This is a genomic window from Bradyrhizobium sp. Pha-3 (genome assembly GCF_042258615.1).
GTDB lineage: Bacteria > Pseudomonadota > Alphaproteobacteria > Rhizobiales > Xanthobacteraceae > Bradyrhizobium.
In genome coordinates this window covers 5493319-5512147 of the sequence record NZ_CP170152.1, presented here as the reverse complement: position 1 = coordinate 5512147, position 18829 = coordinate 5493319, and the positions used below count along the sequence as shown (strand labels likewise).

The window sequence follows — 18829 nt, the reverse complement described above, 5'->3', positions numbered from 1 at the left end:
GTCCGACCGCGCTCCGCCACCGTTCCGCCCCGATTGGATTCGGCCATGCGGGTGTTGGATTTTCGGCTTGGGCTGGGGCGCGAGTTGGGGGTGCAACATGTCACGCGACGATGCAGTCATTTCGTACGTCGACGTCAAACGCAGCGCACGCGGTGCTGCGCCCGCGATTTTGTTGACTTATGCGCGAGGGCCGCTGCGGCTCTGCGCCATCGTGATCGGCGCCGCGTCGCTTGCGGCCTGTGCGCAGTCCTCCGTCATCAGCCAGCGCTCGCAGGCGCTCGCGAGCCGGCCGGTATCGGCCGAGCCGACGCGGGCTGCTTCATCGGCGACGCGCACGCATGTCGCAACCGCGCGCAAGCACACGCCTTACGCTGCGCGCAAGACCGCCCACACCAGGATCGCCTCGCAGGGCGTCGCGAGCTTCTACAGCGAAGGGCAGGAGACCGCGAGCGGCGAGAAGTTCGACGGGCGCGAACTGACCGCCGCGCATCCGACATTGCCGTTCGGCACCAAGCTGCGCGTTACCGACGTCAAGACCGGCCGCTCGGTCACGGTGCGTGTCAATGACCGCGGGCCCTACGTTCCCGGGCGCATCGTCGACGTCTCATATTCTGCCGCCCAGTCGCTCGGCATGATCGGCAAGGGCGTTGCGAATGTCCGGCTCGACGTGGTGCAGTGAGCTGCGTCGCGAGCCAGGTTCGGGATTTTTGCCGGACGGATCGGGAAAAAGTCCCGGCGTTGCGTGCGCTTTAATCCTGTTGTCCGGACGACCCATCCCAATAGAATTGTCGCCGCTACTTCCCCGCGCTCTCGTTTAGCAGGCGCGTGGATTTCTACCCAATGAACCTTCCCCGCCTTGGCGTCCCACCGAGGCGGGGTTTTTCTTTGTGCCATGCGCTCTGCCGCATCCGGCGCCAGCGCTTCCACCAAATTGTCATGCTCCCGGCGAATTGCGGCCCAACGTCGCTGCCAACACACCGCCGAATGGATGATGTCGGCGAGGGACAAGCGTTGGCCTACAAGATGATCGCAGAACGCGAGAACGAAACGGTCAGGATCGAGCGGGAGAGCACCTTCATCATCATCGCCAAGGCCAAGGTCTGGGCGAGCGAGGGATGGCAGGTGGTGATCACCGACAAGGACGGAAAATCATACCCGCCCGAGGAATTCGACAAGCTGCTCGCGGCGTAATGCTCTATTGCTGTTTGCGCATGATCTCCGCGCAAACGCTACGCGTTTGTCGCGAGGGAAAACCGCTTCGCACTTTTCCGGATCATGCGCTAGCGCTGCGCTGACACCAGCATCATCATCGGCCGCTCGAGTTCATCAGCCAGTTCGGGCACAGCCTTGATCTGCTCCCGCGTCGGGGAGAATTCCTCGACATGGCGAAGCGTGAAGCCGGCGCCGATCAACGCATTGAGCGTGGTGCCGATGGTGCGGTGATATTTCAGCACGCCCTTCACATACCAGTCGGTCCGGCGTTCGCCTTCGATGAAGTAGCGGTTGACCGGCCAGGTCTTGCGGCCGTCCTGGTCCTGTCCCCAGTCGGGATGGGTGGCGGCCATGTAGATCGGATGCTCGATGGTGAAGACCAGATGCCCCTCCGGGACGAGCGTGCGATACAGCATCCGCGCCAGGCGATCGAAGTCCCTGATGTAGTGGAAGGTGAGGGCGCTGTAGGCGAGGTCGAATGTGGCCTTCGGCAGCTCCAGCGTTTCGAGGTCGGCGATCTCGTAAGCGATAGCCGGATCCTGCGTCACCGCCGTGGCGCGCGCGATCATGTTCTGCGAGAGGTCGACGCCGAGCACGCCGGAGGCGCCTTGCTCCCGCATCCAGCGCGACACCCAGCCGAAGCCGCAGCCGAGATCGACCACGCGCTTGCCCGCGATGTCAGGCAGCATGGCGCGGATCGCGGACCATTCGGGCGCCCCGAGCAGTCCGCGGACCTGCCGCGGCAACTGGCTGTAGCCGGCGAAGAAGCCGGGATCGTCATAGATATTCTGCGCCATGGGTCCGGCAACTCGGGAAGCAACGGGGACCGCCTCTCTGTATCCGCCGCTGCGGCGCGTGGGAACCGCTGATTGTGTCGCGCCGGCGGTGCCGCTGGAACCAGACGCCGCGCTCGGCGGTTTCTGATGTCAGCCCCGCGGGACGCGCGGTCACGCCTGTCCCTGCGGCGTCAGACAGCAGAGGAGAGCGCCATGATAGCCGAGATGCAGGTCCACACCATCGCGCGGCAGATGCTGGAGAAGCACGGCCTGCAGGCGATTGCCGAGGCGGCGCAGAACGCCATCGCCTGCGAGAGCAAGGGCGAGACCGAAGAGGTCCGCGAGTGGCGCCATATCGAGGACGCCATGAAGATGATGCGCGGACCGCATCAGAGCTGACGGCGCGAGCCCACGATGTTTGATCGAATGAACCGGCGCTGCGCGCTGGGCCGTTTGAGTTGCGAATCCCCCAGGGGTGCTTGCCTTTGCTGGAAATTCCGGGAACTCTGTTCCGGCAAGCAGCAGACAAATTTGATCTGGGGGAATTCGCCATGACCTTTTCACTGTACGACGCGACCGTTGCCAACTATCTGCAGATCCTCGGCGCCGCCTCGGGCTTTCTCGACAAGAGCCTTGCGCATTTCAAGGTCAACGGCATCGATCCGGCCGAGATCGTCGAGACCCGGTTGTTTCCCGACATGTTGCCGTTCCGCTTTCAGGTGGTCTCGCTCGCGCATCATTCCCGCGGCGCGGTGGAGGCTGCGAAGAACGGCGTGTTCGTCCCGCCGTCCGGCAAGCCCGATCTGGACTACGCCGCACTGCAGACCCTGGTGAAGGACGCGCACAGCGAATTGTCGGCCCTGACGCCGGACGCGGTCAATGCGTTGGTCGGGCGTGAAGTCATGTTCAAGCTCGGCGAGCGCACGATGCCGTTCACGGCCGAGGGATTCCTGATGTCGTTCTCGCTGCCGAACTTCTTCTTCCACTCGACCACCGCCTACGACATCCTCCGCCACAAGGGCGCGCCGCTCGGCAAACGTGACTTCATTGGCCGGTTGAACATGAAGAAGTGATCGGGCCGCGCGCAGATTGGTCTTGCTGAGGCGGCAACACCGGCCGCCTCGCACGCAGCAAGATCAAGACCGCGCGCGGGCCGGCGCGATCAGTTGAACCTCAAGCCTGCGGACGCTAGCCCGCCCTGCGCCACCGCGGCACAGGATCGAGCGGCGTCCGGTAGAGCTCGCGCCGGTCAATGTCGGTGACGCGCACGGCGCAGCCGCGCGCCTTCAACTCCGGCTTGACCTGCGACAGCTCGTTGGCGAGCTGATCGGCGCGATCGGACGCGAGGCTGATGTCTTCGAGGATGATCGTTCCTTGATTGCGGAACTCGTCCCCCACCACGAGATCGAAGGTGTAGTACGGCATTCCGAAGTTCTCCGTTTCGGTTTGCATCACAGGGTAACACTGAGTCGTGCGTTCCCTAAGATGCATCGCGCACAATCGTAGAGCGACCGGTGCAAAACGTGTGCAACGCTCCACGCACGATGAACGACTACACAGCGCGGCACGGCGAAGGAGTCCTGTCATCCAGCTCACCGCCATGCCGTTAAGATTTGATTAAAACTGTCGTCGCAAGCTTGGGACCAGGTGGAATTGCGGCGGAACCGGACTCCGGGAACCGGCAGCCGCAGGAGAAGGCCGGTGGCGTAACGCCCATCGGCCTTTTCTCGTCGCTCAAGCCCTCGGCCTAGTCGCGCAGCGTGGCCTGCCGTCTGGCGCGGCATTTCGGGCCGGGCCCGCGCATGTAATACAGTTCGGGGCGATAGGGGTTGATGACGCCCTCAATCAACGCGACGCAGCGCGCAACGAGGTGGGCGAGGCCGCGCCGCAAGGGCTGCAGGGCGAGTTCCATCGAATTCATGGCATGCCCTCAGTGCAATTCGCCGAGGACGGCGGTGAACGGCAACTCGAAGATCTCGGTCCCGATATCGTCGGTGACGTGGACCGCCCAGTTGCGCCAGTCTTCCACACTCGGTGTCATGACAAAGCTGCGCGCCAGCTGCTCCGCATGCACCCGCACCTCCGAAAAATCCATCGCGGCGCCGATGCGATCCAGGATGACGTGCTTGTCGTCGGAGCAGTGAAAGAAAACTGCGGACATCTTCCGATTCCCATGCCGAAGCGATTCTCTTGCGCTGAAATAGCAGCGCGCGCGGGCACTTAGAATCCGGGTGATCCCCCATAGGTAAACTACGGGGAATCCAGACGATTTGAATCACGCGGCCGTGATCGAGGGCGACGTCAGAAGATCGGCTCGCCGACCGCAACCTCGCTGCGCGGGCCGAGCACGATCACGTGGCCGCCGGCATCTTGGGCGCCTAGGATCAGCAGTTCCGAGGTGAAACCGGCAATGTTCTTCGGCCCGAGATTGCAGACGCAGACGACCAGCGAGCCGATCAGCGCCGCCGGCTCATAATTCGTGATCTGCGCGCTCGACCACATGGTCCGCCCGGCGCCGACATCGACGCCGACCTTGTAGGACGGATTGCGGGCGCGCGGAAACGACTCCACCTCGACCACCTTGCCGATCCTGATGTCGAGGCGGCCGAAGTCGTCGTACGTGGCTTGCGGCTTGAGAGGTGACATCAGCGCTCCTGAAACGCGAGGCGGATGCCGAGCGCGATGTAGATCGTGCCGACCACGCGGCCCTGCCACTGGCCGATGCGGCGATGCCGCCGGATCCATGGGCTGATCTGGCCGGCGGCCAGCGCGAGCAGCGAGGTATAGGCCGCGCTCATCGCGACGAAGATCAGGCCCAGCGTCGCGAACTGCGCGACGGCCGAGCCGTGGCCGGGATGCACGAACTGCGGCAGGAAGGCGAGGAAGAACAGCGCGGTCTTCGGGTTGAGCATCTCTGCCCAGATCGCCTGCCGGAACGCGCGCCGCGGATCGACCGGTTGCGATGCCGGCAAATGCAGATCGTCATTTTTCTCGAACAAAGCGCGGACGCCGAGCGCGATCAGGTAGATCACGCCGGCATATTTGACGATCGAGAACGCGAGCGCCGAGGTCATCAGCACGGCCGACAGCCCGAACGTCGCCATCGCGGTGTGGACGAGGTCGCCGAGCGCGATTCCGAATCCGGTCGCGACGCCGACGCGCGGCCCGCCGGTGACCGAACGCGCAAGCACCAGCAGCACGGCCGGCCCCGGGATCAGGAACAGGCCGAGCACGACGGCGGCGTAGGTGAGGAGGGTGGTGATGTCGATCATGAAACGTATCCCGGATGTCAGGATGCAGGGATGGCAACCGCCGCGAAGCGCGGTTTCGGATCAAGCATCACCTCAGCGCTTTCGACAATGCGCATTTCCTCGGTTCGTTTCTCCGCCGTGCGCACGAGTACGCCGTGGATGCCTGACGCGGCGTGGCTGAGCGCCTCCGGCGTCGCCAGGCCGCGCACGCGGGCGGCGACGAACAGCGCGGCGAACAGGTCGCCGGTGCCGGACGGGCTGATCGGCACGCGCGGGGTGCGCACGCGCCAGGCTCCCGTGCGCTCGATCGCCAGCGTCTCGATCTCACTGTGGGGCGTACCGGCAAGCTCTGCGCTGGTGATAACGACGGTCGCAGGCCCCCGCGCCACCAGCGCGCTAGCTTGCGCGATGACGTCATCGATCGTCGTCACGCGCGTACCGCAGAGGAATTCGAATTCGAAATGATTGGGCGTGATGATGTCGGCCAGCGGACAGAGCTGGTCGCGCACCAGCGGCGGGATGTCCGATCGCACGAACATGCCGCGGTCGCGGTCGCCGAGCACGGGATCGCAGCAATAGAGCAGGGCCGGGTTTTCCGCCTTCGCACGGGCGACGAAGTCGGCGACCTCAATCGCGATGTCGGCCGAGCCGAGATAGCCCGACAGGATCATCCGGGCACTTTCGACCGCGCCGCGCTCCTCGATGCCGCGCAAGAGGTCGGCGACCAGTTGCACATCGAGCACCCGTCCGCGGATGGTCGGATAGCCCGGCCGGTTGCTGAGCAGCGTAGTCGGCACGGCGACGACGTCGATGCCGTGCAGCTGGATCGGAAAGGTGGCAGCGCTGTTGCCGACATGGCCCCAGGCGACCTGTGACTGGATCGAGATGACGGTCATGTTGCGCGCATCACCCGAACAGCGCAGCGTAGATCACGTAGAGCCAGCCCAGGATACCGTGGATGATCGCCCACAGGATCGAATGGTTCTTGGTGTAGGAGATCGCAATCGCCAGCGCCGAGCCGAACCCCACGCCGTATTTCGCGCCCTCGACGCGCACGCCATAATATCGATTGCCGTTCATGGTGATCCTTCCAGCGGGAGGGCGCGATTGGTGACAGCGTAACCCGCGAGTTGGCGCGAGTTCAACGGTGGATTGGGATCTCGAGCGTATGCTCTATAGGCAACGCCACGTTGAGGGGGCCGCGAAGCGGTCGTCTTGAAGCGCGACGGTGATAGATTTGAGCCCGCAATCTGCCCCATCGTTGTCCTGGCTTTCGCCAGGACGACATCGAATGTGTGGCGCGGTCTCGAACAAGTTCGGTGTCATCGCCCGGCTTGACCGGGCGATGCAGTATTCCAGAGACGCCTGTGCTTGAACCGAGAGGCCGCGGCGTACTGGATCGCCCGGTCAAGCCGGGCGATGACAATTGTTGTGGGGACGCAGCTTGACGCTTATTGCCGAGTTGCCCGTCGGGTTGTTTTGTCGCAGCTCTCGCGACCGGATTTGACTTGCGCGCAGGCAACTCAGTTGCAGCTGCGCGGGCCTCCGGTCCCGGCGGTCACGCACCGATCAATCGAATGTGTGGAACTGAGCCGCAAGACGCGCAAATTTCGCTGCGTCGTCGCGGAATAATCGGATGGCGCCGCTCGTCATGGTTCTAGCGAAAATGCTTCAGCAGGCCGGCGAGATGGTCCCATCCTGTTGAATCCAGCAGGAGAAGTTCGATGACGACGATTAAGCACGTCGCGGCCGGCCTGGTCGCGCTCGCCATGCTGACGACATCCGCTATGGCGCGCGAAGTCCCGTTGGCCGGCCCATACTCATTCGCAAAGGGCCATGCCGGTGCCGGCAGCCACTGGAGTGGTAATCCGCCGCGCATGCCGGCTCTGCGCTTCGGCGAGTCCGACGGGGTGCCCCGCGAGCAGCCCGGCGGCGTCTGCGATCACGGCGACAATGCCATGATCTGCTGAGCCGGACGGTGCATGGCGGTGATCTCCGGCGAAAGTTGCGCTAGCTTCGCTGGGTCGTCTCCCTCCAGCCGCGAGCGCCGCCGCCATGCACATCCTCCGTCCGCAATTTCGCATCGAGGACGACCGCGCCCTGGCCTTTGCGGCGGCGCGCGGCTTCGGCGCCATCGTCGCCGCCGATGCGCGCGGCCCGCGGGCATCCCATGTGCCGTTCGTGATCCAGCGGCACGACGATCGCGTGATCGTGCAGATCCATCTCACCGCGAAGAATCCGCTGGTCGAGCTCGCCGACGGCATCAGCCGTTTCCTGCTGGTCGTCTCCGGCGATGACGCCTACATCTCGAACGACTGGTACGTCTCGCGCGATAACGTCTCCACCTGGCTCTATGAGGCGGTGCATTTGTCGGGCGTCGCGCATCTGCGCGATCACGGGGAGAACCGCGGCCACGGCGACGCGCTGCTCGCAGTGTCCGAGGTGTGGTTGCCGAAGCAGCCCTGGGACCTCTCGCAGATGGAGCCCGGCAAACGCGAAGCGATGCTGGCGGGGATCCGGGTGATCGATATCGTCGTCGACGAGATCGAGGGCCAGTCGAAGCTCAACCAGCACAAGAGCGATGCCGACTATGTCGCGCTCGTCAACCGGCTCGCACATGCGAAGGAGACGTCAAGCCGCAGGCTTGCGGAGAAGATGCGCGCGCTGCGGCCCGGGCTTGCGTATGAGGATGATCGCGTCAGGCGGGTTGGCCAACGGGTCCGCCCGAAGGGCGGCCCGATGACAGGCTCCGCGTAACCCGCCGCTCAGGCGTCGTGGACCGATGGCGGATTACGCCTTCCGCCTTCGCTCGTTGAGCTGCGGCAAACGCGGCCGGCTCATCCGCCTTACAAAGTCGATCGGCATCGAAAACTGCAAACGTGTTGTTAAGATTCGCTTCGCGTCGGTTTGCCCGATTCCGATTCGTTCTTTGCGAACAAAATGGAGTCGGATGGAGAACGTCTGGCGTCCGATCCGTGTAGCCGCATGAGCGAAGCGATATGCGGGTGGTGTAGGGCAACCATGAAACGATCATACGCCTTCCGCCTTTGCTCGTTGAACAGCGGCGGACGCGGTCGGCCAATCCGCCCCACGAAAGTCCGCCGGCATCAAATCGTGAAAACGTGTTGTTAAGATTCGTTCCGCGCCGATTTTTCGATTCCGATTCGTTCTTCGCGAACAAACTGGAGTCGGATGGGGAACATGTCTGTGGTGCGAGTTGCCGTTTGATCGGGGAAGCGATTGAATGCAACGCGCCTGAAGTCCTGCACGATATTCCGCGCCGAGCGCAATAATCCCACCATGGCACAATGTCGGTCGCTCGGACGCGGCTCATGCATAGAGGTTGTTAACGCCTGGGCTGCGCCGATTTTCTCGATTCCGATTCGTTCCGCGCGAACAAACTGGAATCAGATGCAGAACGGAGCTGTGGCGCGCGGTGCGTTTCTCTGCTCCACTCGCTGCGCACAAGAGAGAGCGCGCACGATGGCCGGGAAGACAAGCAGGAAGACAAACAAGAAAGCGGCAAAGCCCGCGCCGCGCCGGACGGTGCTGGCGATCGACATCGGCGGCACGCATGTGAAGGTCATGACCGACAAGGAGCGCATCAAGCGCGAATTCGAGTCAGGCCCGACGCTGTCCGCCGGCGAAATGGTGCGGCAGGTCAAGGCGCTGACCAAGGACTGGTCCTATGACGCGATCTCGATCGGCTATCCCGGACCGGTGGTTCACAACCGTCCGCTGACGGAGCCGCACAACCTCGGCCGCGGTTGGGCCGGCTTTGATTTTCAGAGCGCGTTCGGCCGGCCGGTGAAGGTCGTCAACGATGCGCTGATGCAGGCGATCGGCAGCTATCAGGGCGGGCGGATGCTGTTTCTCGGCCTCGGCACCGGGCTTGGCTCGGCGATGATCGTGGAGGGCGTTTACGAGCCGATGGAGCTCGGTCATTTGCCCTATCGCAAGGACGGGACGTTCGAGGACTATGTCGGCGCCGCCGGCCTCGAGCGGCGCGGCAGGAAGAAGTGGCGCAAGAGCGTCGACGACGTCATCGCGCGGCTGTCGGCGGCGCTGGAACCCGATTACATCGTGCTCGGCGGCGGCAATGCCGACAAGGTCGACAACCCGCCGCCGAAAGTGAGGTTCGGCGACAACGCCAACGCGTTCGAGGGCGGCTTCCGGATGTGGAAGAAGGCAACGCGCAAGCCGCGCGGTGCGCGTCGATGAACTGGAACTGCCGCCAAATTGCCGCAACTGCCGAAGTTTCGCGCTGCTTCGTCACCCCTGCTGTCGGAACTGATTGGGTGCGCCGCTCGTTTTATGCGGCATGACATCCCGTTCCATGAGGAGTGACTGATGCGAAGCTTCATTATTCCGGCCATTGCGGCGCTGGTGATCGGCGCGGCGACGCCGGCGATCGCCTATGATTCCGGCAGCCAGATCTCGATGGAGGCAGCCCTCGACGTCGCGACCAATCTCGGCGTCGTAACGGTGTCCAACACCCAGTTCCTCGGCGACGAGTGGGAAGTCGAGGGCCGGGATTATCGCGGCCGCTGGATGCAGGTCGATGTCGATGCGCGGACCGGCGAGGTGCGCAATGTGGATCGCAGCTGGTAGCCGCGTGTTCACTGCGGCGTGGGCAGCCCGCGTCGGCGACCGGTTCTGATGTAGGTGACATCAGGCATGTACGACGTGGGGGACGGTTTTCGGGCGGCCGGCGGCGCAGCGCGCACGCCGGCCGTCCGTTGTCCAGAGCTGTTCGATGCAGTGTTTTGGCGGAATGGCACAAAGGTGGAGTATGCTTGCGGCAGATTCTTATGGATCAGCCGATGCGGCGATCCCTCGAGACAAGGAGACTGGCCGTGGTCAAACCGTTTCCGTCCAGAACCCACATCGGCAATCACCTGCTGCATCCGGAAACCCAGATGCTGAACTACGGCTACGATCCGCAGCTGTCGGAGGGCGCCGTCAAGCCGCCGGTATTTTTGACCTCGACCTTCGTGTTCAGGACTGCCGAGGACGGCAAGGACTTTTTCGATTTCGTCGCGGGCCGGCGCGAGCCGCCGGAAGGCATGGGAGCGGGACTGGTTTATTCGCGCTTCAATCATCCGAACAGCGAGATCGTCGAGGACCGGCTCGCGATCTATGAGCGCACCGAGAGCTGCGCGCTGTTCTCCTCCGGCATGTCCGCGATCTCGACCACGGTGCTGGCCTTCGCGCGGCCAGGCGACGTGATCCTGCACTCGCAGCCGCTCTATGGCGGCACGGAGACGCTGTTCACCAGGACGCTGGCGGGGTTCTCGATCGGCGCGGTGGGTTTTGCCGACGGCCTCGACGAGACCATCGTCCGCGCTGCCGCCGACGAGGCGATGAAGAAGGGCCGCGTCGCGATGATCTTCATCGAGACGCCGGCCAATCCGACCAACGGCCAGGTCGATATCGCGCTTGTCAGGCGCGTCGCCGACGCGATCGGCAAGGCGCAGGGTTTTACCCCGATCATTGCCTGCGACAACACGCTGCTCGGACCGGTGTTTCAGCGCCCGATCGAGCACGGCGCTGACCTCTCGCTGTACTCGCTGACCAAATATGTCGGCGGCCATTCCGACCTGATCGCGGGCGCGGCGCTCGGCTCGAAGAAGCTGATGAAGGACGTCAAGGCGCTGCGCGGCGCGATCGGCACCCAGCTCGATCCGCATTCCTGCTGGATGATCAGCCGTTCGCTGGAAACGCTCAGCCTGCGCATGGAGAAGGCCGACCGCAATGCGCGGATCGTCGCCGACTATTTGCGCGACCATCCCAAGGTGGCGCAGGTGCATTATCTTGGCCACCACGACGCGGCGTCACCGGCGGGGCGTGTGTTCGCAAGCCAGAGCAGCGGCGCCGGCTCGACCTTCTCGTTCGACATCGTCGGCGGGCAGCAGGCGGCGGAGAAATTCCTCAACAGCTTGCAGATCTTCAAGCTGGCGGTGAGCCTCGGCGGTACCGAGTCGCTGGCGAGCCTGCCGGCGACGATGACGCATTCCGGCGTGCCGGCCGATATCAGGAAGAAGATCGGGGTGCTCGATACGACGATCCGGCTCTCGATCGGGATCGAGCATCCGTCCGATCTGGTCGCCGACATCGCGCAGGCGTTGAGCAGGGTGTAGGCAAATGCGTCGGGTGAGTTAGCGCAGCGCAACAGGCCGATAGCGCGTGAGAAACGGCGGACTACGCCTTCCGCCTTCGCTCGTTGAGCTACGGCGAACGTAGTCGGCTAATCCGCTCTACACACCATGCTCGCTAGGCCTTCTTCACGAACTCGGATTTCAGGTTCATCGCGCCGATGCCATCGATCTTGCAGGCGATGTTGTGTCCATCGCTCCCCTCGGTGAGCCGGATGTTCTTGACCTTGGTGCCACCCTTGACGACCGATGACGAGCCCTTGACCTTGAGATCCTTGATCACGATGACGCTGTCGCCGTCCGCCAGCGGATTGCCGTGCGCGTCACGCACGCCTGCCTCGTGCGAGGCTACCGTGATCGCGTCGCCGCTCCATTCATGGGCGCATTCCGGGCAGACCCAGAGAGCCGCGTCCTGATAGGCATGCTCGGAATTGCATTTCGGGCAGTTCATGGCCGCGTCCATCGTTGAGATCGTCTCCGTCGTGACGGGCGCACCGTAGGGGCGCACGCGGGCAAAGCAAGAAAAAACCGTCGCGTGTGCGGCTGAGCGGCGAGCGCGCAGGACGGATCGGCCAGACTTGAGCCAGCTAAATCTGTGCCTTGAGCGCGGTGGCCAGGAAATCGATGGTGGCGCGGACGCCGGGCAACATGCCGCGCCGCGACGGAAATACGAGATGGATGATGCCGTCCTTGGCGCTCCAGTCCGGCAGAACGCGGACCAGTTTGCCTTCGCTGAGTGCGTCCTGACATTGAAGCTCGGGCAGCAGCGCGATGCCGAGCCCCGCCTGGGCCGCGTGAATGAGGATGGTGAAATCACCCGCCGAGATCTTCGGCTCGACGGCGACCGCGGCCTTTTGCCCGCGCGGGCCTGAAAGCTCCCATGTCCGCAGGCCCTGCGTTTCCGTGGCATCGAGGATCGGCAGCCCGGCAAGATCGCCGGCCGCCTTGGGCGCGCCATGCTCCTTGAGCAAGGCCGGGCTCGCGACCAGGAGCCTGCGGCTGGTCCCGATCCTGCGCATCTGCATCTCGCTGTCGGTATCGAGGCTGTCGCGGATGCGAATGGCGACGTCGACCTGCTCCTCGATCAGATTGATCGGCCGGTTGGTGATGAGGAATTGCGCCCTGAGGCGTGGATATCTGGCGAACAGCTCGGGCAATTTCGGCGCCAGCGCCCGCTGCACGCCGACCGGGCAGCCGATGCGGACGAGGCCCTGCGGCTCGGACTTCATCCGCAAGGCGACTTCGTCGACGGCCTCGGCGGCGTCGACCACGGTCTGCGCATGGCGGTAGACGTCGCGGCCGATCGCCGTGATGCTCAAGCGGCGGGTCGAGCGTTCGATCAGGCGAACGCCGAGCTGCTCCTCCAGCAGCGCGACATGGCGGCTGATTCTGGACTTCGGCAGGCGGAGCGCGCGTGCCGCGGCCGAAAACCCCTCGTGCTTGACTACCGCCGCGAAGAAATAGAGGTCGTTGAAGTCCCGCATGAAAGGCGCTGCCAGGTCAATTCCGCCCGCATCGGGCGGAACCAGATCATTCATCCGCATCATAGTTCCCTTCGATTTTCAACGCCGAATCGCCACCTGTCGACCGGAAAGCCGTTCGACCGGGGCGGCGGCGCCCGGCATGCCGCCATGTCGGGCGCGATATCGGCGCGCCGCTGGGTCTGCGGATGGCCGGCGAGGGCGCCTCGCGAGCGGCCTCACCAGCCGTCGTCCAGGCTGGTCTTCGGCGTTGCGATGTCGCCATCATCGTCGTCGTCGTCCCGGATGGCCGGCGTGAGGCAGGCGTGCTGGAAGCTGCGCAGGGCCTTGATCAGGTTGTTCATCAGGATATCGCACATGGTCCGTCTCCTTCGATGCAGGGGAGCATAGGGGCGACCGACCAGCCGCATTAGCCGGTGTTTGTCAGACGGAGCGTTCCACGGACTGAACGACGCTGCGTGATCCGGCGCTGCGTGGTCCGGGCGCGCCGCCGTCGCATGCCGTGCGATCGTTCTTCTGGTGGAACGATCCGTCTGAAACTGGCTGACTAATCGATCGGCGGCTGCGGGGCGATAACAGGGACGAAGCGGACAGCAAGACGGTTCGCGACCGGCGAGGCCACGGACGGTGGGGCGCCGAATTCATCCACGGAACAAAGGATCACGACCATGAGCGCTACCAAATATTTTCCCTTCGCCGGCCGGCTTCTGATCGGCCTCCCGTTCGCCATGAGCGGCCTCAGCAAGCTCGGCGCCTATGCGGCCACCACCGGTCTCATCAGTGCGGTCGGCCTGCCGTTTCCGCCGCTCGCCTTTGCGGTGGCGGTTGTCGTCGAGCTCGGCGGTGGCTTGCTGCTGATTGCCGGCTATCAGGCCCGCGCCGTGGCGCTCGCACTGGCGGTGTTCTCGGTCGCGACCGCGGTCGCGTTCCACAGCAATTTCGCCGACCAGAACCAGATGATCCACTTCCTGAAGAACGTGATGATGGCGGGTGGATTGCTGCAGATCGCAGCGTTCGGCGCCGGCGCGCTCAGCCTCGACAACCGCGCCAGCCATGCCGTGCCGCAAGCCGTCGCTGCGCATTGAGCGGAATGCGAACCAGCAACCGCTGCCGCGCCAAAAGCGGCAGCGGTCGGCTGCGTGATGAGGTCAGGCGGCCTTGATCCTGCCGGCCTCGGCGATCAGCTCGAATGATCGCAGCCGCTTCTGGTGATCGTAGACGTCGGACACGATCATCAATTCGTCGGCGCCGGTCTCCGCGACCAGCGCATCGATGCCGGCACGCACCGTCTCGGGCGAGCCGATGATGGTGCGGGCAAGCATCCGCATCGCCTGCACTTTTTCAGATGGCGACCAGTAGCTCTCGATGTCGTCGATCGGCGGCTGGCTCAGGCCGCGCGCGCCGCGGAAGATGTTGGTGAACGACATCTGTTGCGTGGTCGCAAGCCGCCGCGCTTCCGCGTCGGTGTCGGCGGCGATGATGTTGACGCCGACCATGGTGTAGGGCTGCTGGAGCTGCTCCGACGGCTTGAAGCGCGCGCGATAGATCTGCAGCGCCTGGATCAGGAGCTCGGGGGCAAAGTGCGAGGCGAAGGCGTAGGGCAGGCCGAGCTCGCCGGCCAGCATCGCGCCGAAATTGCTCGATCCGAGAATCCACAGCGGCACGTCGGTGCCCGCGGCCGGCACCGCCTGGATGCGCTGGTTGGGACCGGCGGCCGCGAGGAAGGCCTGCACCTCGAGCACGTCCTGCGGAAAGTTCTCGGCGGATTCGGGCGTCCGGCGCAGCGCGCGCAAGGTGAGCTGATCCGTGCCCGGCGCACGGCCGAGGCCGAGGTCGATCCGGTCAGGAAACAATCGCGCCAGCGTGCCGAACTGTTCGGCAATCACGTAAGGCGCATGGTTCGGCAGCATGATGCCGCCGGCGCCGACCCGGATGGTCTTGGTGCCCGCCGCGATATGCCCGATCACGACAGACGTCGCGGCGCTCGCGATGCCAGCCATGTTGTGATGCTCCGCCACCCAGATCCGGCGATAGCCCAGCGCCTCGGCATGGCGAGCGACATCGCGCGCATTGTAGAGCGCGCCGCGCGCGTCGGTCTCTTCGGTGACGCGGACGAGATCGAGAATGGAGAGGGCGGCCACGGGAGCTCCGGAACTAGAGGAGGGTGCGCAAGGGACGAGGCCGGTGGTATCAGGCTGTGTCCACGGTGGGTGCGAAGCGGCTGGGCTGCCGTTTCATGCAGATGCATATGGATACGGTCGCCATGCGGGTCAATCCGCCTGATCCGACCGAGGTGCGGTGAAGCGGCAAAGCTGTCCGTCCCAAAATATCGAAAACAACCCCATGCAAAGTAGCTGTGCCCGCCGCGACCCGGAGAAGCGACTTGACGCGTCGGGCAACTCAGCGGTATATTTCCATTATTCCGAAATTGTGCAGATCGCGTAGGGGTGACCTTGGTGAGCAAGCGATGGGTATCGCTTCCGCCTTCGCTCTTCGAGCTACGGCGGACAAGTCGCTCCACATGCTGTCACCGTCACCCCTGAGAGGATGTGAGGCTATATCCTCGTCCACCGCTGTCATCGCCCTGCTTGATGACCGGGCGATCCAGTACGCCGCGACCTCTCGGCTCAAGCACCGCGGTCTCTGGGATACTGGATCACCCGCATGCGCGGGTGATGACACTGAGCAAGCTGAGCAATCCCCCCCGTCACCCTGAGGAGCCGCGTAGCGGCGTCTCGAAGGGTCGACGGCCCGGCTGGTGGCCGTGCATCCTTCGAGGCTCGCTCCGCTCGCACCTCCAGCGACAAAGGCCAAGCCTTTGCGCGGGGATGACGGGATTGGCTTGAGACTCGTAGCGAAGCGTCACGGCAATCCAGACGAGGAAAGGTGGATTGCGCCTTTGGCGCTACGCTCGCTTTCGACCGCCGCCGCCGGAAAATCGTCGCGTCGGCCCAAGAAAATGAGCGATGTTCAAGTTCTATTTTTAGCGGAGTTTTGGCCGCCGCTGATGGGGCAGGCGCCTGGAGACCTCCATCGAAGCTTCGACGCGGTCTCCGGCTTTGCCGGGGCGATGTCCGCCTTGCTCCACAGCAAAGCTGAGCGCGCAGCGCGCATTTCAGCGAGGCGTTACTTGCCGAAAATGTGCTGATGACGGCGCCTTACGCCCGCGGCCGATCCACCCTACCTTCGCTGAGCGCTCACCGCGCAGTCCCACCGATCCGATCCGGAGCGAACCTATTCCCCAACTCATCTTCGGCCTGACCAGTCTCTTGATCCTGGCCCGCTTCATCTGGCCGCTCGACTGGCCGCTTCCGGCAAAGATCGTCGCAGCGTTGCTCGTGCTGGTCGCCTTGCAGTTTCACCGCTGGAACAGGCTGTCGTCGGGATCGGAATTCTCGCCGGAGTTTCCGCGTCCGGTGGTCGTCCTGTTCAACTGGGCGTTCGGCACGATCGTGCTGCTGGCGCTGCTGCAACTGGCGCTCGATGCGGGACTGCTGGTCGCAGCCCTGATCCATGGCGGCTTCGTCGGCGCGCCTGACGGCGTTCGCTACGCACTTGCTGCGCTCGCGGCCGCGGCCGCCGCGATCGGCGTTCATCAGGCGATGCGCATTCCGCCTCTGAAGGATATTGAGGTCGAGATCCGCGGACTTCCGCGCCAGTTCGACGGCTACACCATCCTGCAACTGACCGATCTTCACATCAGCCGGCTGTTTCCTGCGCCGTGGGCGCGCGAGGTCGTCGCGCGATCGAACAAGCTCGGCGTGGACCTGATCGCGATCACTGGCGACCTGATCGACGGCACCATCGACGCGCGGCGCAAGGACATCGATCCGTTGCGGGATCTTGTGGCCGCCGATGGCGTGTATGTGATCTCGGGCAACCATGAATACATCTTCGGCTATGACGCCTGGATGGCGCACTACGCTGCGCTGGGCTTGGGCTCGCTCGAGAACAGGCACATCGTGCTGGAACGCGGCGCCGGCCGCCTGGTGATCGCGGGGATTACCGACCGCGCGTCGCGCCACCGGGGGCATTCCATTCGCGATCTTGCCGCGGTTCTCGAAGGCGCCCCCAAGGGCGCGCCCGTCGTCCTGCTCGATCACCAGCCCAGCGACGCACGCAACTCGGCTGCGCTCGGCGTCGCCCTGCAACTCTCCGGACACACCCATGGCGGATTGATCCTGGGCATCGATCGCCTCGCCGCGCCCGCCAATGCCGGCTTCGTCTCGGGCCGCTACGACGTCGACGGCATGACGCTCTATGTCAACAACGGCACCGCGCTCTGGCCGGGCTTTGCCTTGCGGCTCGGCCGCCCGTCCGAATTGACCCGGATCACGTTGCGGGTGGCTGAAGACACCTGAGTGATTTGCTTCGCATGCGGAGAAGCGATCGCGCCCTCGTCCCAAAAGTACACCTCAGCTGCGTGGCGCGATGCTCGCGGGGATGACGGATCGGCCTGATTCACCTGTCATACAGCCAGGTCGGTGTCATCACCCGCGAAAGCGGGTGATCCAGTATTCCAGAGACGCCGGTGCTGGAGCCGGGAGGCCGCGGCGTACTGGATCGCCCGGTCCTTGTGCGCAATTGCGCACAGGCCGGGCGATGACAGTGTGGGTGAGGGCGCAGCCTTGCGTTCTCGCGACATGATTGTCCCAGCTGTGCTCCTCGTTTCGTCGCGAGCGAAGCGAAGCAATGCATAATTCAAGCAATGAACACGCCGCAGCGGTCGCGCAGCTTAAGACATTGGTCATCTCTTTGCTTTCATTTTCACGACCTCATTCAGCAAAGAGGCACCATGTCTGACATCACCATTCCCGGCGGAAAAATTCGTTCCTTCGTCGAGCGGATCGAGAACCTTGACACTGAAATGGCGGAACTCAGCGAGCAGAAGAAGGAAGTCTTCTCGGAGGCGAAGGGCGAAGGCTTTGACGTGAAGATCCTCAAGGAGATCATAAAGCTGCGCAAGCAGGACCAGGACGAGCGCGACGAGCGCGAATCCCTGCTCGATCTCTACATGCGCGCGATGGAAACCGCGCCGGCGGAGAAGGAAGCGAAGGCGGCGTGAGGCCGTAGGGCGGGTTAGCGAAGCGTAACCCGCCGCGACTGTTGCGAGCGAGGTGGCGGATTACGCCTTCGGCTAATCCGCCCTACGTTCTGCTCTCGTGCGACGATGGTTGTCCGCAGATGCGGTTGGGGTGATTTGGACGTGGTCATACTTTCGCGAAGGCTTGTCATTGTTGCAGCTACGCTCGTGCTCGGGACTTTGTCGGTGCGCGCGCAGCAAGGCACCGAGTATGATGCGTGCATGGACAAGGCCGAAGGGGTGTCAACGAGGATGCTTGCGTGCGGCAAGGCCGCAATCGAGACGTGGGACATCAGGCTCAACACCGCTTATCAAGCGCTGCTCGCAAAGTCGAAGGGCGAGGCGCACGCGCAATTGCAGACCGAGCAGCGGGCCTGGCTGAAGCATCATCTGGGTGAAACCCATCGCCTCGCCGCGGACCCCAACAACGGGTCCGTCGCGTTCCTCGACTCCCAGGCGTTCGAATTGAAGGATATCGCCGACCGCACGCTGCTTCTTGAAAAGCGTGCCGGCCAGTAGCCCGCATGATGTCGCGACGGGTCATCGGCGAACGTGACGAGGCGCGCGATGAAGCGCTGCGAAACTCAGGCGCGAGGCTCCAGTTGCTCGCCATTGAAAATATGGAGCATCCCCGCAAATCCGGGATGATCGGCCTCCACCACGTAACGCACTGCACCGGCTCGCGTCGTGAAAACTGAAACGATGATGCCGGGATACTCATAACCGGCACGCTTCCTGACGAGATCGCCGACTTTGAAAGACTGGGACATTGTTCCTCGTCAAGTTGCGAGCGGCCATTGCTGAATCACTCAGGCGAACTGCCATCATAGCAGGTCACAACGGCAGGTCGCTGAGCGAGTAGGGCGGGTTA

The 18829-nt window shown here is 64.0% G+C and carries 26 protein-coding genes; 13 read left to right on the top strand and 13 right to left on the bottom strand.

The window, feature by feature from the left end; genetic code table 11:
- Positions 1-97: 97 nt before the first annotated feature.
- Positions 98-679, top strand: a complete 582-nt coding sequence (locus ACE10Z_RS26230) for a septal ring lytic transglycosylase RlpA family protein (protein WP_375783345.1) — start codon at positions 98-100, stop codon at positions 677-679.
- Positions 680-840: 161 nt separating this feature from the next.
- Positions 841-1191: a hypothetical protein gene (locus tag ACE10Z_RS26225; protein WP_375783344.1), complete on the top strand. Its 351-nt coding sequence runs from the start codon at positions 841-843 to the stop codon at positions 1189-1191.
- Between the two features lie 89 nt (positions 1192-1280).
- Here ACE10Z_RS26225 and ACE10Z_RS26220 read toward each other — a convergent pair whose 3' ends face one another.
- Entirely contained in the window at positions 1281-2009 is a 729-nt protein-coding gene (locus ACE10Z_RS26220; protein WP_375783343.1) for a class I SAM-dependent methyltransferase, read from the bottom strand.
- 192 nt (positions 2010-2201) lie between these two features.
- Here ACE10Z_RS26220 and ACE10Z_RS26215 point away from each other — a divergent pair, with 192 nt between their 5' ends.
- Together ACE10Z_RS26215 and ACE10Z_RS26210 are read left to right on the top strand one after the other, a co-directional pair.
- Positions 2202-2387 carry a hypothetical protein gene (locus ACE10Z_RS26215; RefSeq protein WP_375783342.1) on the top strand — a complete coding sequence of 62 codons (186 nt, stop codon included), beginning with the start codon at positions 2202-2204 and terminating at the stop codon, positions 2385-2387.
- A gap of 152 nt (positions 2388-2539) precedes the next feature.
- Positions 2540-3061, top strand: coding sequence for a DUF1993 family protein (locus ACE10Z_RS26210; RefSeq protein ID WP_375783341.1), 522 nt, complete (start codon positions 2540-2542; stop codon positions 3059-3061).
- A gap of 115 nt (positions 3062-3176) precedes the next feature.
- Here the strand turns inward: ACE10Z_RS26210 and ACE10Z_RS26205 are convergent, their stop codons facing one another.
- From ACE10Z_RS26205 to ACE10Z_RS26175, 7 genes are all read right to left on the bottom strand, one after another.
- Complete coding sequence (locus ACE10Z_RS26205; protein ID WP_016840755.1) at positions 3177-3413, bottom strand: hypothetical protein; 237 nt, start codon at positions 3411-3413, stop codon at positions 3177-3179.
- A 322-nt stretch (positions 3414-3735) separates the two neighbouring features.
- Positions 3736-3909, bottom strand: coding sequence for a hypothetical protein (locus tag ACE10Z_RS26200; RefSeq protein WP_375783340.1), 174 nt, complete (start codon positions 3907-3909; stop codon positions 3736-3738).
- A 9-nt stretch (positions 3910-3918) separates the two neighbouring features.
- A complete protein-coding gene (locus ACE10Z_RS26195) occupies positions 3919-4149 on the bottom strand; it encodes a DUF6894 family protein (RefSeq protein WP_173643281.1) in 231 nt (76 codons plus the stop codon).
- A gap of 140 nt (positions 4150-4289) precedes the next feature.
- Entirely contained in the window at positions 4290-4634 is a 345-nt protein-coding gene (locus ACE10Z_RS26190; protein WP_375783339.1) for a tRNA-binding protein, read from the bottom strand.
- On the bottom strand, positions 4634-5260 hold the full coding sequence (locus ACE10Z_RS26185; RefSeq protein WP_375783338.1) for a LysE family translocator: 627 nt from the start codon (positions 5258-5260) through the stop codon (positions 4634-4636). Before ACE10Z_RS26185 ends, ACE10Z_RS26190 begins: the two co-directional genes overlap by 1 nt.
- Before the next feature lie 17 nt (positions 5261-5277).
- On the bottom strand, positions 5278-6135 hold the full coding sequence (gene pdxY / locus ACE10Z_RS26180; protein ID WP_375783337.1) for a pyridoxal kinase PdxY: 858 nt from the start codon (positions 6133-6135) through the stop codon (positions 5278-5280).
- Positions 6136-6145: 10 nt separating this feature from the next.
- Positions 6146-6319 (bottom strand): hypothetical protein, encoded by a 174-nt coding sequence (locus ACE10Z_RS26175; protein WP_016840760.1) that lies wholly within the window; start codon positions 6317-6319, stop codon positions 6146-6148.
- A gap of 644 nt (positions 6320-6963) precedes the next feature.
- On the opposite strand from ACE10Z_RS26175, the gene ACE10Z_RS26170 reads away from it, so the two are divergent.
- The 5 genes from ACE10Z_RS26170 (at position 6964) to ACE10Z_RS26150 (ending at position 11379) form a co-directional block, all read left to right on the top strand.
- Positions 6964-7209 (top strand): hypothetical protein, encoded by a 246-nt coding sequence (locus tag ACE10Z_RS26170; RefSeq protein ID WP_375783336.1) that lies wholly within the window; start codon positions 6964-6966, stop codon positions 7207-7209.
- An 85-nt stretch (positions 7210-7294) separates the two neighbouring features.
- Positions 7295-7996: an FMN-binding negative transcriptional regulator gene (locus ACE10Z_RS26165; RefSeq protein WP_375783335.1), complete on the top strand. Its 702-nt coding sequence runs from the start codon at positions 7295-7297 to the stop codon at positions 7994-7996.
- Between the two features lie 726 nt (positions 7997-8722).
- The gene (locus ACE10Z_RS26160; protein ID WP_375783334.1) at positions 8723-9460 is read left to right on the top strand and encodes an ROK family protein; all 738 of its coding nucleotides are present in this window, start codon (positions 8723-8725) and stop codon (positions 9458-9460) included.
- Between the two features lie 129 nt (positions 9461-9589).
- Positions 9590-9850 carry a PepSY domain-containing protein gene (locus ACE10Z_RS26155; protein ID WP_375783333.1) on the top strand — a complete coding sequence of 87 codons (261 nt, stop codon included), beginning with the start codon at positions 9590-9592 and terminating at the stop codon, positions 9848-9850.
- A 245-nt stretch (positions 9851-10095) separates the two neighbouring features.
- Positions 10096-11379: a cystathionine gamma-synthase family protein gene (locus ACE10Z_RS26150; protein WP_375783332.1), complete on the top strand. Its 1284-nt coding sequence runs from the start codon at positions 10096-10098 to the stop codon at positions 11377-11379.
- Between the two features lie 133 nt (positions 11380-11512).
- Here the strand turns inward: ACE10Z_RS26150 and ACE10Z_RS26145 are convergent, their stop codons facing one another.
- The 3 genes from ACE10Z_RS26145 to ACE10Z_RS26135 form a co-directional block, all read right to left on the bottom strand.
- Positions 11513-11857, bottom strand: a complete 345-nt coding sequence (locus ACE10Z_RS26145) for a zinc ribbon domain-containing protein YjdM (RefSeq protein WP_375783331.1) — start codon at positions 11855-11857, stop codon at positions 11513-11515.
- 124 nt (positions 11858-11981) lie between these two features.
- Positions 11982-12932: a LysR family transcriptional regulator gene (locus ACE10Z_RS26140; protein WP_375783330.1), complete on the bottom strand. Its 951-nt coding sequence runs from the start codon at positions 12930-12932 to the stop codon at positions 11982-11984.
- Between the two features lie 161 nt (positions 12933-13093).
- Positions 13094-13234 (bottom strand): hypothetical protein, encoded by a 141-nt coding sequence (locus ACE10Z_RS26135; protein WP_375783329.1) that lies wholly within the window; start codon positions 13232-13234, stop codon positions 13094-13096.
- A gap of 309 nt (positions 13235-13543) precedes the next feature.
- Between ACE10Z_RS26135 and ACE10Z_RS26130 the strand changes: the two genes are divergently transcribed.
- Positions 13544-13960: a DoxX family protein gene (locus tag ACE10Z_RS26130; RefSeq protein ID WP_375783328.1), complete on the top strand. Its 417-nt coding sequence runs from the start codon at positions 13544-13546 to the stop codon at positions 13958-13960.
- A 63-nt stretch (positions 13961-14023) separates the two neighbouring features.
- Here the strand turns inward: ACE10Z_RS26130 and ACE10Z_RS26125 are convergent, their stop codons facing one another.
- On the bottom strand, positions 14024-15016 hold the full coding sequence (locus tag ACE10Z_RS26125; RefSeq protein ID WP_375783327.1) for an LLM class flavin-dependent oxidoreductase: 993 nt from the start codon (positions 15014-15016) through the stop codon (positions 14024-14026).
- 1095 nt (positions 15017-16111) lie between these two features.
- Here ACE10Z_RS26125 and ACE10Z_RS26120 point away from each other — a divergent pair.
- The 3 genes from ACE10Z_RS26120 (at position 16112) to ACE10Z_RS26110 (ending at position 18477) form a co-directional block, all read left to right on the top strand.
- Positions 16112-17236, top strand: a complete 1125-nt coding sequence (locus ACE10Z_RS26120; RefSeq protein ID WP_375789922.1) for a metallophosphoesterase — start codon at positions 16112-16114, stop codon at positions 17234-17236.
- Positions 17237-17670: 434 nt separating this feature from the next.
- On the top strand, positions 17671-17940 hold the full coding sequence (locus ACE10Z_RS26115) for a DUF2312 domain-containing protein (protein WP_097675372.1): 270 nt from the start codon (positions 17671-17673) through the stop codon (positions 17938-17940).
- Between the two features lie 240 nt (positions 17941-18180).
- Positions 18181-18477 (top strand): lysozyme inhibitor LprI family protein, encoded by a 297-nt coding sequence (locus ACE10Z_RS26110; RefSeq protein WP_375783326.1) that lies wholly within the window; start codon positions 18181-18183, stop codon positions 18475-18477.
- Between the two features lie 65 nt (positions 18478-18542).
- Here the strand turns inward: ACE10Z_RS26110 and ACE10Z_RS26105 are convergent, their stop codons facing one another.
- Positions 18543-18728: a hypothetical protein gene (locus ACE10Z_RS26105; RefSeq protein ID WP_162136641.1), complete on the bottom strand. Its 186-nt coding sequence runs from the start codon at positions 18726-18728 to the stop codon at positions 18543-18545.
- Positions 18729-18829 lie beyond the last annotated feature (101 nt).

Bases quoted from the DNA above. Each gene is read 5' to 3' on its own strand.
- ACE10Z_RS26230 (WP_375783345.1), top strand. From the start codon at position 98: ATGTCACGCGACGATGCAGTCATTTCGTACGTCGACGTCAAACGCAGC.
- ACE10Z_RS26225 (WP_375783344.1), top strand. From the start codon at position 841: ATGAACCTTCCCCGCCTTGGCGTCCCACCGAGGCGGGGTTTTTCTTTG.
- ACE10Z_RS26220 (WP_375783343.1), bottom strand. From the start codon at position 2,009: ATGGCGCAGAATATCTATGACGATCCCGGCTTCTTCGCCGGCTACAGC.
- ACE10Z_RS26215 (WP_375783342.1), top strand. From the start codon at position 2,202: ATGATAGCCGAGATGCAGGTCCACACCATCGCGCGGCAGATGCTGGAG.
- ACE10Z_RS26210 (WP_375783341.1), top strand. From the start codon at position 2,540: ATGACCTTTTCACTGTACGACGCGACCGTTGCCAACTATCTGCAGATC.
- ACE10Z_RS26205 (WP_016840755.1), bottom strand. From the start codon at position 3,413: ATGCCGTACTACACCTTCGATCTCGTGGTGGGGGACGAGTTCCGCAAT.
- ACE10Z_RS26200 (WP_375783340.1), bottom strand. From the start codon at position 3,909: ATGAATTCGATGGAACTCGCCCTGCAGCCCTTGCGGCGCGGCCTCGCC.
- ACE10Z_RS26195 (WP_173643281.1), bottom strand. From the start codon at position 4,149: ATGTCCGCAGTTTTCTTTCACTGCTCCGACGACAAGCACGTCATCCTG.
- ACE10Z_RS26190 (WP_375783339.1), bottom strand. From the start codon at position 4,634: ATGTCACCTCTCAAGCCGCAAGCCACGTACGACGACTTCGGCCGCCTC.
- ACE10Z_RS26185 (WP_375783338.1), bottom strand. From the start codon at position 5,260: ATGATCGACATCACCACCCTCCTCACCTACGCCGCCGTCGTGCTCGGC.
- pdxY (WP_375783337.1), bottom strand. From the start codon at position 6,135: ATGACCGTCATCTCGATCCAGTCACAGGTCGCCTGGGGCCATGTCGGC.
- ACE10Z_RS26175 (WP_016840760.1), bottom strand. From the start codon at position 6,319: ATGAACGGCAATCGATATTATGGCGTGCGCGTCGAGGGCGCGAAATAC.
- ACE10Z_RS26170 (WP_375783336.1), top strand. From the start codon at position 6,964: ATGACGACGATTAAGCACGTCGCGGCCGGCCTGGTCGCGCTCGCCATG.
- ACE10Z_RS26165 (WP_375783335.1), top strand. From the start codon at position 7,295: ATGCACATCCTCCGTCCGCAATTTCGCATCGAGGACGACCGCGCCCTG.
- ACE10Z_RS26160 (WP_375783334.1), top strand. From the start codon at position 8,723: ATGGCCGGGAAGACAAGCAGGAAGACAAACAAGAAAGCGGCAAAGCCC.
- ACE10Z_RS26155 (WP_375783333.1), top strand. From the start codon at position 9,590: ATGCGAAGCTTCATTATTCCGGCCATTGCGGCGCTGGTGATCGGCGCG.
- ACE10Z_RS26145 (WP_375783331.1), bottom strand. From the start codon at position 11,857: ATGGACGCGGCCATGAACTGCCCGAAATGCAATTCCGAGCATGCCTAT.
- ACE10Z_RS26140 (WP_375783330.1), bottom strand. From the start codon at position 12,932: ATGAATGATCTGGTTCCGCCCGATGCGGGCGGAATTGACCTGGCAGCG.
- ACE10Z_RS26135 (WP_375783329.1), bottom strand. From the start codon at position 13,234: ATGTGCGATATCCTGATGAACAACCTGATCAAGGCCCTGCGCAGCTTC.
- ACE10Z_RS26130 (WP_375783328.1), top strand. From the start codon at position 13,544: ATGAGCGCTACCAAATATTTTCCCTTCGCCGGCCGGCTTCTGATCGGC.
- ACE10Z_RS26115 (WP_097675372.1), top strand. From the start codon at position 17,671: ATGTCTGACATCACCATTCCCGGCGGAAAAATTCGTTCCTTCGTCGAG.
- ACE10Z_RS26110 (WP_375783326.1), top strand. From the start codon at position 18,181: ATGGACAAGGCCGAAGGGGTGTCAACGAGGATGCTTGCGTGCGGCAAG.
- ACE10Z_RS26105 (WP_162136641.1), bottom strand. From the start codon at position 18,728: ATGTCCCAGTCTTTCAAAGTCGGCGATCTCGTCAGGAAGCGTGCCGGT.